General features: G+C 30.5%; 10 protein-coding genes. 1 reads left to right on the top strand and 9 read right to left on the bottom strand.

Annotated elements, in window-relative coordinates:
* Positions 1–75: 75 nt before the first annotated feature.
* The 9 genes from ACVHXK_RS17620 to ilvC form a co-directional block, all read right to left on the bottom strand.
* The gene (locus ACVHXK_RS17620; RefSeq protein WP_461207722.1) at positions 76–213 is read right to left on the bottom strand and encodes a DUF1016 N-terminal domain-containing protein; all 138 of its coding nucleotides are present in this window, start codon (positions 211–213) and stop codon (positions 76–78) included.
* Positions 214–438: 225 nt separating this feature from the next.
* A complete protein-coding gene (locus ACVHXK_RS17625) occupies positions 439–825 on the bottom strand; it encodes a type II secretion system protein (RefSeq protein ID WP_461207723.1) in 387 nt (128 codons plus the stop codon).
* A 122-nt stretch (positions 826–947) separates the two neighbouring features.
* Complete coding sequence (locus tag ACVHXK_RS17630) at positions 948–2867, bottom strand: polysaccharide biosynthesis protein (protein WP_461207724.1); 1920 nt, start codon at positions 2865–2867, stop codon at positions 948–950.
* Positions 2868–3421: 554 nt separating this feature from the next.
* Positions 3422–4186 (bottom strand): tyrosine-protein phosphatase, encoded by a 765-nt coding sequence (locus tag ACVHXK_RS17635; RefSeq protein ID WP_461207725.1) that lies wholly within the window; start codon positions 4184–4186, stop codon positions 3422–3424.
* 1009 nt (positions 4187–5195) lie between these two features.
* Complete coding sequence (locus tag ACVHXK_RS17640) at positions 5196–5912, bottom strand: CpsD/CapB family tyrosine-protein kinase (RefSeq protein WP_461207726.1); 717 nt, start codon at positions 5910–5912, stop codon at positions 5196–5198.
* 461 nt (positions 5913–6373) lie between these two features.
* Positions 6374–7060, bottom strand: coding sequence for a YveK family protein (locus tag ACVHXK_RS17645; RefSeq protein WP_461207727.1), 687 nt, complete (start codon positions 7058–7060; stop codon positions 6374–6376).
* Between the two features lie 313 nt (positions 7061–7373).
* On the bottom strand, positions 7374–9047 hold the full coding sequence (gene ilvB / locus ACVHXK_RS17650; RefSeq protein ID WP_461207728.1) for a biosynthetic-type acetolactate synthase large subunit: 1674 nt from the start codon (positions 9045–9047) through the stop codon (positions 7374–7376).
* 358 nt (positions 9048–9405) lie between these two features.
* Positions 9406–9816 carry a four helix bundle protein gene (locus ACVHXK_RS17655; RefSeq protein WP_461207729.1) on the bottom strand — a complete coding sequence of 137 codons (411 nt, stop codon included), beginning with the start codon at positions 9814–9816 and terminating at the stop codon, positions 9406–9408.
* A 407-nt stretch (positions 9817–10223) separates the two neighbouring features.
* Positions 10224–11219: a ketol-acid reductoisomerase gene (ilvC, locus tag ACVHXK_RS17660; protein WP_461207730.1), complete on the bottom strand. Its 996-nt coding sequence runs from the start codon at positions 11217–11219 to the stop codon at positions 10224–10226.
* A gap of 1528 nt (positions 11220–12747) precedes the next feature.
* On the opposite strand from ilvC, the gene ACVHXK_RS17665 reads away from it, so the two are divergent.
* Positions 12748–13953 (top strand): MFS transporter, encoded by a 1206-nt coding sequence (locus ACVHXK_RS17665; RefSeq protein WP_461207731.1) that lies wholly within the window; start codon positions 12748–12750, stop codon positions 13951–13953.
* The last annotated feature ends 576 nt before the right edge of the window (positions 13954–14529 follow it).

Here is a 14529-nt window from a genome sequence, read left to right on the forward strand (position 1 = left end):
TCCAAACTCAGCTTTCAGCTGACTTGAAAGACTTTTTATTAAATAATCGCCATATTCAGCACGTTCATTGCCGTCTTAAGCCTCAACTATCAACTTTCCTACATTCCAATAAGCTTCAACCATCGCAAAATTAACAGCTTTATATGCTTTCTCGCGAGCATTGGTGAGAATTTCTTTTACAGACAGATATATGTTTTTTTCCAAGTTTTCCAATTCATCTCACCTTCTTTTACTTTATTATTCTACGACACTCTTCGACACTTCGCTGTTGCAGATATTATAACATATTCTCAAGACTTCAACTCATCGAGAAATTCGAGTAGTTGCTCTAATCTATATATTGCATAGAAATCTAATTTTTAATCATAACTTATGCAACATCTTGTGGTTCATATTCTTAGGACATACTCACCTCGGCATAATCATTCAATCTCCACTCTATAAAAAAGGAACATCATCTTCTTCAATATTTTCTTCTTCTAATTCATCATCACTACTATGAACGCTACACTTTACTTCACCATCAACATAAAAAATCTCACCCTTACCTGGACATATATCATTTTTATATTGCTCTAAAAACTCTTCAAAACTTTCCTCTGTATGTTCAATTTTTTCTGATTGTAAATATATTTCATACATGCTTTCTAATTTATTGCAATTAATATTGCAAACTTGTTTTTTAGCTTTATTTACATATCCAATACAACTGAGTGCTATAAAACCTGTTAAAATTGCTATAATACACATAACAACAATCAATTCAATCAATGAAAACCCTTTATTGCACTTTTTACTTTTGGTATTTCTTCCTACCAACAACATAAATCTATAACCTCTGCATAAATTATTTAGATAAGAGTTACACTTTAATATCCATATTAAAATACTTTCCTTTCAACCCTTTATCTAAACTATCATTATACAGATTTAATGATTATAAAAATCTATTCCCCCTCAACAGCCACTTCTCCCCCATCAATCTCTTCCACTTCACATTTCCCCATCTTCTCAAACTTCTCATTCTTAGCTTCATAGCTAGGCACCAAATCCTTAATTATAAAATAAGCCATTTCTTCGCTTTCATTCTGGAGCATCAATCTAACACTATTAAGCTTGTTTTTAAGCTTATCAAAATCATAATCATCAGGTTTACCCACAAAAATTTTCTTATGCTCAGTATTGGCTGATATCTCATGTTTCATCAAAAGTTCTTCATAAAGTTTTTCCCCAGGTCTAAGTCCTGTAACTTTAACTTCAATATCCTTATTTGGTTCAAATCCAGATAATTTAATCAAATCACAAGCTAAATCATAGATTTTCACAGACTCACCCATATCAAGAACAAAGATTTCCCCACCTTTTGCAAAAGCACCAGCTTGAAGTACCAATTGCGATGCTTCAGGAATAGTCATGAAAAATCTAGTAATATTTTTGTCTGTAACAGTTACAGGTCCACCTTCTAGTATTTGTTTCTTAAAGAGAGGAATAACAGACCCATTAGATCCAAGCACATTTCCAAATCTTACTCCTACAAACTTAGTATCACTTACCTTATCTATAGCTTGAACAATAAATTCACAGATACGCTTTGTAGCTCCCATTATATTAGTAGGATTAACAGCTTTATCCGTAGAAATCATTACAAATCTTTTAACACCATACTTATCAGCACATTCACAAGTATTAAGTGTTCCAAAAACATTATTCTTTATTGCCTCACAAGGGTTATCCTCCATAAGTGGCACGTGCTTATGAGCTGCAGCATGGAATACAACATCAGGTCTATACTTTGCAAAAACTGAATCCAATCTATTTTTATCTCTAACAGATGCTATAATAACCGACATATTCAAATCAGGGTATTTTCTCTTAAGTTCAATTTGAAGATCATAGACATTGTTTTCGTATATATCTAAAATCACTAATTGTTTTGGACTAAATCTAGATACTTGTCTGCAAATTTCAGATCCAATAGATCCTCCACCACCAGTTATAAGAATAGTTTTATTTGATAAATACTCACTAATATTATCCATATCCAATTTAACAGTATCTCGTCCCAGTAATTCTTCAACTTGTACATCTCTCATCTTATTTAAAAATACTTTTTCATTTAATATCTCATCATAAGAAGGAATTATTTTAATTTCACAACCTGTTTCTTTACATATATTTATAATTTCTTTTTTATTAACTCCGTCAATCCTAGCTATAGCTATTAAAATAACTTTCACACCATATTCCGTAGCAGCTATCTTTATATCTTCTCTACCGCCTATTACTTTAACCCTATTTATATAACTTTTAGCTTTTTTCTTATCATCATCTATAACCACAACTGGTTTGTATCCTAAATGAGGATTAGATAACATCTCCTTTATAATAAGGCTCCCTGTATACCCCGCTCCCACAACCATTGTTTTTTTAGTATTCAAACAAATTTCTTCTGAATTACTTCTATAAGCTGTTAAATATCTTCTAAGTAATCTATATAGCATTCTCATACTAACTGTAAATAAAGATGAAAAAATCAAAAGAATAATTGCGAATTCAAAAGATATGTTCGATTTTAATAGAAATTTACTGAATAAAAAAAACAAACTCATAGAAATTACATTTGCGAATATAACATTCAAAAACTCATACGACCCTGCAAATCTCCACAGGCTACTATATAACTTAAATAAAAAGAAAACAGCTATATATATCACATTTATTGCCACCAACGATATTAAAGATACCTCGCTGTTCAATCTAAATATAACCACTGCCACTATATAAACAAAAGATACAAACAATATATCGCTTAAAACTAAAATTAGTTGTTTCTGCCTAACCTTTAAACTGTCAATAAACCCATTCATTATTATCACCCCCAACAATTCACCTACTAACCCAATCCACACTACCACTCTTCCTAACACGCACTTCATCATTTTTCTACAAAATATCAATCTATTAAAAATATCAGCATCAATATTCACATTTAATAAATATTTCGTTTTTTATCTAAAAATTATCATTTACTAAATAATCATACCAAAAATAATCATTTTTAAATAACTCTATACTTCCTCATATATTACCATATTCACTAATATTCATGATTTACCACTAATTATTCTATTAACTGATGATAGTATTAATTATCGTTAGTTAATGCTCTCTAATGCTGTAAGTTATACAACAGTTCGACATAAATTTATTAAATCCATCAATAATCATGTGAATAATATGTGAAATTTTATTTACAAAAATTCATTTTTGTAAATAACTCACTTTTTTCCTTAAAATTTGTTATGAAATTTCTAAATTTATTACTCTATTTAATCTTTTTAAAAACTATTTATATTTCAATTTACTTTATATAAACACACTGAAATATTTTAAAAATATTTTAAAATAATATTAATTTGCATTAAAATATACCAAATCTTTTCTTCCTTTTTTCCTCAACCAGCTCAACTTGACTAAAAATATCTTTCCCTTGAACAAGTAAATTTGAATTTAGCTCAATTTCATTTAAAAGCCACTTGTCCATATTTTCTATATAATTCAGTGCAGAAGTAAGTCCTGGTTTTCTTCTATCGTCAGAATGAGCATCCGAACCAATAAAATGACAAATACCATTATTCAATAAATTGAAAACCGTTTTTTGAACTTTAACGCCGTAAGTACCCGTAATAGACCCTGTATTAATTTGAAATAAACAACCCTCTTTAATAAAACAATTCAAAGAAGCTATATTATTCTCCACGTAAGCGTATCTCTCTGGATGAGCTATAATAGGAATTATCCCTTGTACTCTTAATTCGTAAACAGTATCCAAATTATCATTTCCCAATTTATCCATAGGAAATTCCACAAGCATATACTTAGTATTGTTAAGAGTTCCTAAGTTGCCTTCATCAAATTCTTTTAATGTATACTCATCCAAAAGGATCTCTTGGCCAGAAATAACTTCAACATCTATATTTTCACCTTCACAAATAAGGTTAATTTCATCAACTTTTTTTAAAATGTCACTATACCTTGTCTCATAATAAAACTTTTTAAAATGAGGAGTAGCAAAAATAATGTTTGTCCCATCGGCTTCTGCTTGTTTTAGCATATTAACTGTCATATCGTAACTTTTAGAACCATCATCTATATTAGGTATAATGTGTGAATGGAGATCTATCATTTTTGTGCCTCCTGATTTAGTTTTTTCTTTATACTTAATTTTATATTAGTCTCGTTATAAATCTTTTTTAATGCACAATGCACAATGTACAATGCACAATTATGGATGATTTTCTTCCCTTTGGTCAGTAAATCTTTAACTTATTAAAAACAAATCGTAAAGATTCAAAAATTTGTATTCTATTATGTTTTTCGCTCATATAAGGGAGCAGTGCAAAACTGCTTCCAACGCCGGAGGCTTTTTTTCTTAATTTGCAATGTTCAATTTGCAATTTGCAATTTGCAATTATTAAAAACAAATCATAACAATTCAACGGCTTGTATTCTATTGTGTTTTTCGCTTATATAAGGGAGCAGTGCAAAACTGCTTCCAACGCCGAAGGCTTTTTTTCTTAATTTGCAATGTTCAATTTGCAATTTGCAATTATTAAAAACAAATCATAACAATTCAACGGCTTGTATTCTATTATGTTTTTCGTTCATATAAGGGAGCAGTGTAAAACTGCTTCCAACGCCGAAGGCTGTGTTTCTGAATTTGCAATGTTCAACTTGCAATTTGCAATTATTAAAAACAAATCATAAAAATTCAACGACTTGTATTCTATTGTGTTTTTCGCTCATATAAGGGAGCAGTGCAAAACTGCTTCCAACGCCGGAGGCTTTTTTTCTTAATTTGCAATGTTCAATTTGCAATTTGCAATTATTAAAAACAAATCATAAAAATTCAACGACTTGTATTCTATTGTGTTTTTCGCTCATATAAGGGAGCAGTGCAAAACTGCTTCCAACGCCGAAGGCTGTGTTTCTGAATTTGCAATGTGCAATGTTCAATTTGCAATTATTAAAAACAAATCATAACAATTCAACGGCTTGTATTCTATTGTGTTTTTCGCTCATATAAGGGAGCAGTGCAAAACTGCTTCCAACGCCGAAGGCTGTCTTTTTGAATTTGCAATGTGCAATTATTAAACATATACCTAAGGCTGTATTATTTTAGCCCACAGTAAACGTTATTTTTTCTTCTTAGAAAAAATCCCTTTCCTATTAGCTTTATGATCGTCTTCTCCATAATAATAGTAATAATTACTATATCCATAACCTTTTTTAGAATTCATATCAGCTTTATTAAGAACCGCCCCTAATACATTAGCTCCTACTTTTTCTAACAATTCCTTAGCTTGTACAACTGCTTCTTTTTCTGCTTGTTTAGAAGCTACTACCAAAATCACTCCATCTACAATAGGTGCCAATACTTGCGCATCTGTTACAGCGATGACAGGTGGTGTATCTATTAATATATGATCATATTCATCTTTTGCTTCTTCTATAAAAGCTTTCATTTTCCTTGAAGAGAGTATTTCAGAAGGATTAGGTGGTACAGATCCTGATGTTACCACATATACATTTCTATCAAAAATTTGGATTATATCATTCAGTTCAACTTCTCCAGCTAAATAGTTTGAAAGTCCTTCTTTATTGGATAATCTCATTTTTTTATGAACACTAGGCTTTCTCATATCACAATCTAATATCAACACTTTTTTCTCTGCTTTAGCTAAAGTAAGTGCAAGATTACATAAAGTAGTCGATTTCCCCTCTCCAGGACCTGCACTAGTAACTAAAATTGTCTTTTTGTCATTATCTATTGATGAATATTGTATATTAGTCCTTAAAGTTCTAAAGGCCTCCGCCGCAATACTTTTAGGATCTTCTTTTACTATTAACATAATGTATCCTCCTTTTAAAACCAATGCACAATTCACAATGCACAATTATGGATGTTTTTCTTCCCTTTGGTCAGAAAATCTTTAATTAATTAAAACCGAATATTAAAAATTTAATAACTTAGAATTATATTTTGTTTTTCCTCTTATAAAAGGGAGCAGTGCAAAACTGTTTCCAACGCCCAAGGCTGTTTTTCTTAATTTGCAATGTGCAATTATCAATTTGCAATTATTAAAAACAAAATCCAAAGAGCTAACAGCTTAAAATCTTTTGTGTTTTTTACTTATATAAGGGAGCAGTGAAAAACTGCTTCCAACGCCGAAGGCTGCTTTTTTTCAATTTGCAATGTGCAATTGGCAATTTGCAATTACTAAAAGCAAAGATCATTGATGATTTTGCGTAGCAAAATCATCCTTAATTGCAAATTGCACATTGCAAACTGCAAATTTATCTTTTAAAACAACTATTCCGCAGCATGTTCTGGTATCACACCTATAACAGGTATGTCCAATAATTTTTGGATATCTTCTTTTGTTTTCACTGTATTATCTAAATATTCTAAAACAAATACTATTCCAACAGATACCATTAACCCTAAGAAAAATGCAATGGCTACATTTAATTTTTTGTTTGGACTAATTGGATTTTTAGGTACCTTAGCCTCGTCCAATATCTCTACAGAACCATTTGGTATTACTTCTTTAGCTCTTTCTATAAAGGCCACAGTAACGGCTGATACCAACTCTTTTGCTTCTTCCGGATCAGTAGATTGAATTGAAATATCCATGATTTGTGTGTCTGATTGTGGCGATACCTTAATTTTTGACACTAATTCATTTACTTCTAAATCAAAAGCTCCCCATTTCAAAGCTTTTTCTGCTACATTCTTAGATTCTGCGATAACTGCATATGTTTTCACTAATTTTTGATACATTGTAACATCACTATATGTATAGTCTTCTACCTTTCCTGCAGTTGTTTGTTTACCGATTATTACACTCATTTTTGATTCATATACTGGTGTTAAAACAAAAAAACTTATTATTGCTGAAATCATAGTTGCAAGTAAAGTTATTGCTAATATTAATTTAATTCTCTTTCTCAGTATCCCAAATAATTCCCTTAGGTCTAAAGTAATTTCTTCTTCCATTAAGTTACCCCCACATTATACAATTTATTTAGTATATTTTTTATATAAAATTAAAAACATCATAATAATATTATACATAGATTGCTATTCACTATCAATATATCTTAGCAGTTCTCATATATTTACATATTATTATATATTTTGCCATTAATAATATTATCAATATACATACTAGTTAATAGTAAATTATTTTCCAAAAAAAATCAATATTTTCTCTTTATTTATGTAATAAATTCTATTTTTTGCAAGAAAAAGAAACATCTTAGCAAACCTAAAATATTTCTTCAATAAATCCATTATAATTTATACTCTTTTAATCAATAATCTCAGTAATATCCGCCCCAGGCGGCACAATCGGATAAACTTTCTCATCCATTTCAATCATACAATCAATAATAACTGGCTCATTTAAAGAAAGTGCAGCTTTTAAAACTTCATCAACTTCTTCTTTCCTAGTAATTCTAAAACCTTTAATATCATAAGCTAAACCTAATTTCACAAAATCAACATCATTATTAAAAATAGTATGAGAAAATCTTCCGCCATAGAAAAGTTCTTGCCATTGATATACCATACCAAGTACACTATTATTAAGTACAAGTTGTACTATAGGTAATCTATATCTATTAATAGTTGCAAGTTCTACTGAATTCATTTTAAAAGAACCATCACCAGCAATATTTACAACTCTCTTATTCATACCAGCGCAGCATGCCCCAATAGCTGCTCCAAGACCAAAACCCATAGTTCCCATACCACCTGACGAAACTAAAGTTCTAGGTTCATTAAATTTATAATATTGAGCTGCCCAAATCTGATTTTGGCCTACTTCAGTTGTAATGATAGCCTCACCTTGCGTAATTTCGTAAAGTCTTTCAACTACATATTGTCCTGAAAGCTTTCCATTATCCTTATATTTTAAAGGGTGTTTGTTCTTCCACTCCTTTACTTTATCATTCCATCCATTTTCAGTTTTATCTTTTATATTGGGTAATAACTTTTCTAATACTCCTTTAACCTCTCCTTTTAGAGGAATATCAGCTCTTATATTTTTACCAAACTCTTTTTCATCTATATCAATATGAATAATTTTCGCATCTTTAGCAAAAGTACTAGCTTTCCCCGTAACTCTATCAGAAAATCTTGCTCCTATTGCAATTAACACATCACAATGTGATATTGCATAATTAGATGTTCTAGTACCATGCATACCAGGAAGTCCTGTAAAATACTCATGTTCTCCCGGAAACCCGCCTTGCCCCATAAGAGAACAACTTACAGGAGATTTTATTTTTTCTGCAAACTCTTTAAGTAGCTCAGCCCCTTCTGAAATAACTACTCCACCACCAGCATAAATCATCGGTCTCTCTGCTTTGTTAATCACTTCAATAGCTTCTTCTATATTATGAATATTATCTAAACTTTCTTTTTCCTTGCATAGTTTTTCAAATTCTTCTCTTGTTTTTTCTTCAATATAATCAATTTCATTTATTTGAATATCCTTAGGAAGATCAATAACAACTGGTCCTGGTCTACCTGAATTTGCAACAAAAAATGCATTAGCAAGAATATTCGGAATATTTTCAGTAGCATCCACCCTATAATTTTTCTTAGTGATAGCTTTCGTTATACTAATAATATCAACTTCCTGAAAAGCCATTTTACCAATAAGTGTGCTTGGCACTTGCCCCGTCAGCACCACCATAGGAATAGAATCATGAAAAGCCGTGGCAATACCAGTTACAGCATTAGTAGCACCTGGTCCTGAAGTAGTAATACAAACCCCAACCTTGCCAGTAACTCTTGCATATCCATGTGCTGCATGAGAAGCCCCCTGCTCATGAGCTGTTAGTATATGCTTAATTTCTGTATCATGGTAAAGTTCATCATATATAGGTAATACAGCCCCACCAGGATAGCCAAATATGGTACTTACCCCTAATTCCTTAAGGCCTTGCAGGAGTATTGATGCTCCATTTCGTTTCATGATAATCCCCCTCTTTAAGTTCTAATGCACAATGCACAATGTACAATGCACAATTAATGATGATTCTCTCCCGTTGGTCGAGAATCTTTATTTTATAAACCCCTAATAATAACTCTTATAACTAAATCTTAAATTCAAAAACCACATTATCAGTTTCGCCTATAAAAGGGAGTAGCGAAAAGCTACTTCCAACGCCGTAGGCAGTTTTTCTTCAATGTATAATTTTCAATTCACAATAACTTACTGTTGCTAGTTTTTTCTAGTTAGCTAAAAAATCTTTAATCAATATTTTTTTGCCCGTAGGGCGCCTATATAAAAACAAACAATAATAGATAGTTTCAATTTTTATTCTTTGTTTTTATCTTTTGATTGTATATTGTGAATTGTACATTTCAGTTCTATTTCTACTTGTTTTAACAATGGCATTAAGTATTCTACAAATCTCTCTACAATCATCTAATAACGTCAATTCTTCTTTAACGAGATAATCATTTTCTATTAAAATGCTTAACCAATATTCTGTTTCTTCTGCTTCTTTTAAAGCAATATTCATCTTATGGCAAAAGTCATTTTTACTTTCCCCACGGTCAGCCTCTCGAACATTAGCCCCAATACTAGTCCCAGATCTCCTGACCTGATTAGAAATAACAAACTCTTTATCTTTAACATTTAATCTCTTACTCATCTTAGTAACTCTACAAGCAAATCTAAAAGTCTTCTCTTTAATAACATTCTTTTTAATACGAAACACCTCCAAATAACTTATCATATTTGGGAGTATATCCACATTTTTAATGCCTAAACATTTTAAATACATTATCAAATATTTTTTTCAATGCACAATGCACAATGTACAATGCACAATTAATGATGCTTCTCTCCCGTTGGTCGAGAATCTTTATTTAATAGAACCTTAATAATAAAACCTAATAATTAAACCTTAAATTCAAAATTCTTTTTGTCAGTATCGCCTATAAAAGGGAGCAGTGCAAAACTGCTTCCAACGCCGAAGGCTGTTTTTCAATACCAAACACTCTCTCCAATGCAACACTGATTCTCGTCAAAGACAAGAATCAGTAAATCATTAAATGTCTCAATTAAATTTAAGATTTTCTGACCGCAGGGAAGAAAATCTACCTTAATTGTGCATTGTGCATTGTAAATTGTGCATTATCTCTACTTCGCGTCTATCCACTTCATCATTCCACGAAGTTCTTTACCAACCTTCTCAACCTCATGTCCCTTCGCATTCTCTTTCATTGCATTAAATCCAGGACGACCTACTTTATTCTCTACAAGCCAGTTTTTAGCAAAAGTTCCATCTTGGATCTCTGTTAAAACTTTCTTCATTTCCTTCTTAGTTTCATCTGTTATAATTCTGCTACCTGTTACGTAATCACCGTATTCAGCTGTGTCTGAGATAGAATATCTCATATATTCAAATCCACCTTGGAATATAAGATCAACTATAAGTTTCATTTCATGTACACACTCAAAGTAAGCATTTTCAGGAGCATATCCTGCTTCAACAAGAGTTTCAAATCCTGCTTGCATTAATGCAGTTACGCCACCACAAAGTACAGCTTGCTCTCCGAATAAATCTGTTTCAGTTTCATCTTTAAAAGTAGTTTCAAGTACTCCACCTCTAGTTCCACCTACTCCTTTTGCATAAGCAAGAGCTACATCTTTTGCAAGTCCTGTATAATCTTGTTCTATAGCTATTAAGCAAGGTACCCCAAACCCAGCTTGGAACTGACTTCTTACTGTGTGTCCTGGTCCTTTTGGTGCAACCATAAATACATCAACATCAGCAGGTGGTACTATTTGTTTAAAATGAATGTTAAATCCATGTGCAAATACTAATGCATTTCCTTCTGATAAGTTTGGTGCAACTACACTATCATAAACTTCCTTTTGCTTTTCATCTGGAATAAGCATCATAACTACATCAGCAGCTTTAACAGCTTCTGCTGTTTCTAGTACTGTAAGTCCTGCCTCTTCAGCTTTCTCTTTAGACTTACTTCCTTCATAAAGACCTACAACTACATCTACGCCACTCTCTTTTAAATTAAGTGAATGAGCATGCCCCTGACTACCGTATCCAATAACAGCAACCTTTTTCCCCTCTAATACATTCAAATTCGCATCCTTGTCATAATAAACCTTTGCCATTTTAATTGCCCCCTTTTTTTTGTGTACAAAATTATTTATATTGAATAGTCTTACTATTAAAGAAACCATTTAATTTGCAAATTGCAATGCTTTTTAAAACCTTTAATTTGCAATGCTTTTTAAAACCTTTAATTTGCAATTTGCAATTTGCAATTTGCAGTTGTTGATGATTCTCAGCTAGCGCAGAGAATCTTTAATTTAATAATTATAAACATTAAAACACTTAAATTCTTTAATTCTTTAATTCTTTAATAAAATCAAGATTTTCTGACCAACGGGAAGAAAATTCTCCTTAATTGCAAATTGCAAATTGCACATTGCACATTTGTACAAGATTGCACATTTGTATAAAAGTAGTAATTGTATAGATAAAAAAATTCACCGCAAAACAAAACTTTTTTTTAAAATAACCGTATATAATAAGTCCCCTTAATAATTTCTGTAAAACTGGTTTTGTTTTGCTAATATAATAAGTAAGAAAAAACACGCCCCACGTATTTATTCTTAACAAGTAAACAAACATTTATTATTAATATCTCTTAATAAGTTCAAAGATTTTTCGAACAAAGCGAGAAAATCATCCTTAATTGTGCATTGTGCATTGAAATAAAAAAATCCCCCGAAAAACACACGCAACTGAGGCGATGTTTATCCGCGGTACCACTCAAATTTATATCTTATATACTAACGACACAACAATGCCGGCAATAACTTAGCTCTTGGACCATATCACATTACACAGTTAAAAAATAATTTTGCAAAGCAAAATTCATTAATTAATTAAATTAAGATTCTCGACTACAAGGAGAGAATCATCCTTAATTGTGCATTGTACATTGTGCATTGTGCATTGTGCATTTTCATTACTAATTATCTCTCAAACTAAAAATACAATTTGCACATGAATATAGTGTCTTCCCAAAAGTTCAGTAACGCTGCTCCAGGGTGATTTTCAGCATCTCATAATCTATGGGCTTTCACCTTTCCCCACTCTCTAAAAGATTTGTTTAACACTTACTCTTCCCTATCAAAGCTTTCACAATATTTATATTTGTTATGATTTTACTATCAAACGCTATGAAGGTCAACGTAATATATTGCCTAGCTATTTATTACTTGTATTCCAAATTGAAAAGGTTTTAATTTGTCAATTCAAATATGTAACCGTATAATTTTTGCTAAATTATTAATAGCATTAATAATTTAGATATAATACTGACAAAATATTTATAATTTCTTTATGCTATTATTAACGTATTCCTAATAAATTGTCAAAATGAATTTAATTTTTTTCTAATTATTTTGACCACATATAGATTAAGCTATATAATGTTACATATAAATAAATATTTTCCATAATTTAAATTCAATTTCATAATTGGCGGTGAAACATATTAATAATAAAGAGTTATCAAAAAAAACATTAATTATCTTTGCTTTATGTAATTTTGGATGGTCCTTAGCATTTTATAATGTTAACAATTTGTTAAACTATTTTTATTTGCCCAATAAGGTAGATGGTAATAGTATGTTCCCAGCTTTTATACCTAAGAATAGTATCTTTTTAGGACTCACTTTTCTCGGTCTCATCATTGCATCCGGTAGAATATTAGATGCAGTCACTGATCCAATAATTGCAAATCTTTCCGACAGAAGTACTAATCCTTTAGGAAAAAGAAGATTTTTTATGCTAATTAGTGCTTTCCCTATATCATTACTTGGTTTTCTAGCATTTTTCCCACCATTTATTGCTGAAACATTTTCAAATGGGTTTTATTTGACTGCAGTATTAATATTTTTCTATATAAGTTTGACAACTTATGTTGTACCCTGTTCCGCTTTAGTAGGCGAGCTAGGATACACAAAAATTGATAGCTTAAATCTAAGTACCTTTAGTTCTATTGGTTGGGCTCTTGGTTTTGCATTTGGAAATTTAATTTATTTATTTCAGTCCTTATTCGAAAACACAGGTGTTTCGCCACTAAAATCTTTCCAATATTCAATTGCTATTTTTTCTTTAGTTTCATTTTTTATGTTATTTGTACCAGCTTACTTTATAAAAGAAAAAAATTTAGATAAGAAATCTAGTACTTCTCTTTTAAAATCTTTAAATAAAGTATTATTAAATAGCAATTTCAAAGTATTCTTACTAGGGGAAATGTCCTACTGGTTTGCACTTACTTTTATTCAAACAGGTATATCTTATTACATAGTTACCCTTTTAGACTTAGATAAGAGTTTCGCAACTTTTGCTATGTTAATAGTTTTCATTGTTAGTTTTGTTTTTTATGTACCAATCAATTTTATTTCAAGAAAAATTGGTAAAAGAAAAACTGAACTTATTGGTTTTTTCATTTTAGCTATAGATTATGTATTAGTTTTATTCTTAGGTAAATTACCTATAAGCCCTGAAGCTCAAATCTACACAGTAGCTGTAATTGCATCTATCCCTATGGGGATTTTCGGTATTATGCCTTTTGCTATTATAGCAGATTTAGCCGAAAAAGATGGACAAGATACTGGTGAATATAATATTGGTGTTTTCTATGCTCTAAGAGGTCTCTTTATGAAGATTGGTACCTCTCTTGCTGGCTTAGTATTCCCAACGATTATATTATGGGGTACAAGCAATGTAAATGCCACTGGAATAAGAATGACAGGATTGTTCGGATTAATATTCTGCTTACTGGGATTCTTCTTTATGTATAGGTTTAAGGAAAACGGTTCTTTTTAAATGCAATGATTAATGCACAATGCACAATGCACAATGCACAATTAATGATGATTTTCTTCCCTTTGGTCAGAAAATCTTTAATCAATAAATAAGATGGATTTTGCTATGCAAAATCTTTGAATTAATTAGAAAATTAACCTTTATTGCAAATTAATATTTAAACTGAACTAATTTACTTAGCAAAAGTATTAATATCAACAATTTTCTAAAATAGAACCAAACACTTAAAATATTTGAAAGATTTTAACCTTTGAAAAATTTAATCTTTCCGAAATTTTAAACATTAAGAAAACCCTCATTAATAAACATTTAATGAGGGTTTTAAAAATACACACAATACAATTCCCGTTGATTCTATCTATTTTTCTGAGAATTTCTTTATCTTGTAACCTTTAAATCTTCCAATCTTTCAATTTTTAAATATTTCAATGCTTAAATATTTGAATGATTCAATATCTCAATGTTTAAATGTTTCAATGTTTTAATGTTTCAATGTTTTAATGTTTTAATGTTTTAATGTTTTAATGTTTTAATGTTTTAATGTTTTAATGTTTTAATGTTTTAATGTTTTAATGT

Source organism: Clostridium sp. DL1XJH146, from assembly GCF_054819755.1.

Excerpts from the sequence above, each read along its gene's own strand:
- ACVHXK_RS17630 (WP_461207724.1), bottom strand. The coding sequence starts at position 2,867 with ATGAATGGGTTTATTGACAGTTTAAAGGTTAGGCAGAAACAACTAATT.
- ACVHXK_RS17645 (WP_461207727.1), bottom strand. The coding sequence starts at position 7,060 with ATGGAAGAAGAAATTACTTTAGACCTAAGGGAATTATTTGGGATACTG.
- ACVHXK_RS17625 (WP_461207723.1), bottom strand. The coding sequence starts at position 825 with ATGTTGTTGGTAGGAAGAAATACCAAAAGTAAAAAGTGCAATAAAGGG.
- ACVHXK_RS17655 (WP_461207729.1), bottom strand. The coding sequence starts at position 9,816 with ATGATAAGTTATTTGGAGGTGTTTCGTATTAAAAAGAATGTTATTAAA.
- ilvB (WP_461207728.1), bottom strand. The coding sequence starts at position 9,047 with ATGAAACGAAATGGAGCATCAATACTCCTGCAAGGCCTTAAGGAATTA.
- ilvC (WP_461207730.1), bottom strand. The coding sequence starts at position 11,219 with ATGGCAAAGGTTTATTATGACAAGGATGCGAATTTGAATGTATTAGAG.
- ACVHXK_RS17665 (WP_461207731.1), top strand. The coding sequence starts at position 12,748 with ATGTTCCCAGCTTTTATACCTAAGAATAGTATCTTTTTAGGACTCACT.
- ACVHXK_RS17635 (WP_461207725.1), bottom strand. The coding sequence starts at position 4,186 with ATGATAGATCTCCATTCACACATTATACCTAATATAGATGATGGTTCT.
- ACVHXK_RS17640 (WP_461207726.1), bottom strand. The coding sequence starts at position 5,912 with ATGTTAATAGTAAAAGAAGATCCTAAAAGTATTGCGGCGGAGGCCTTT.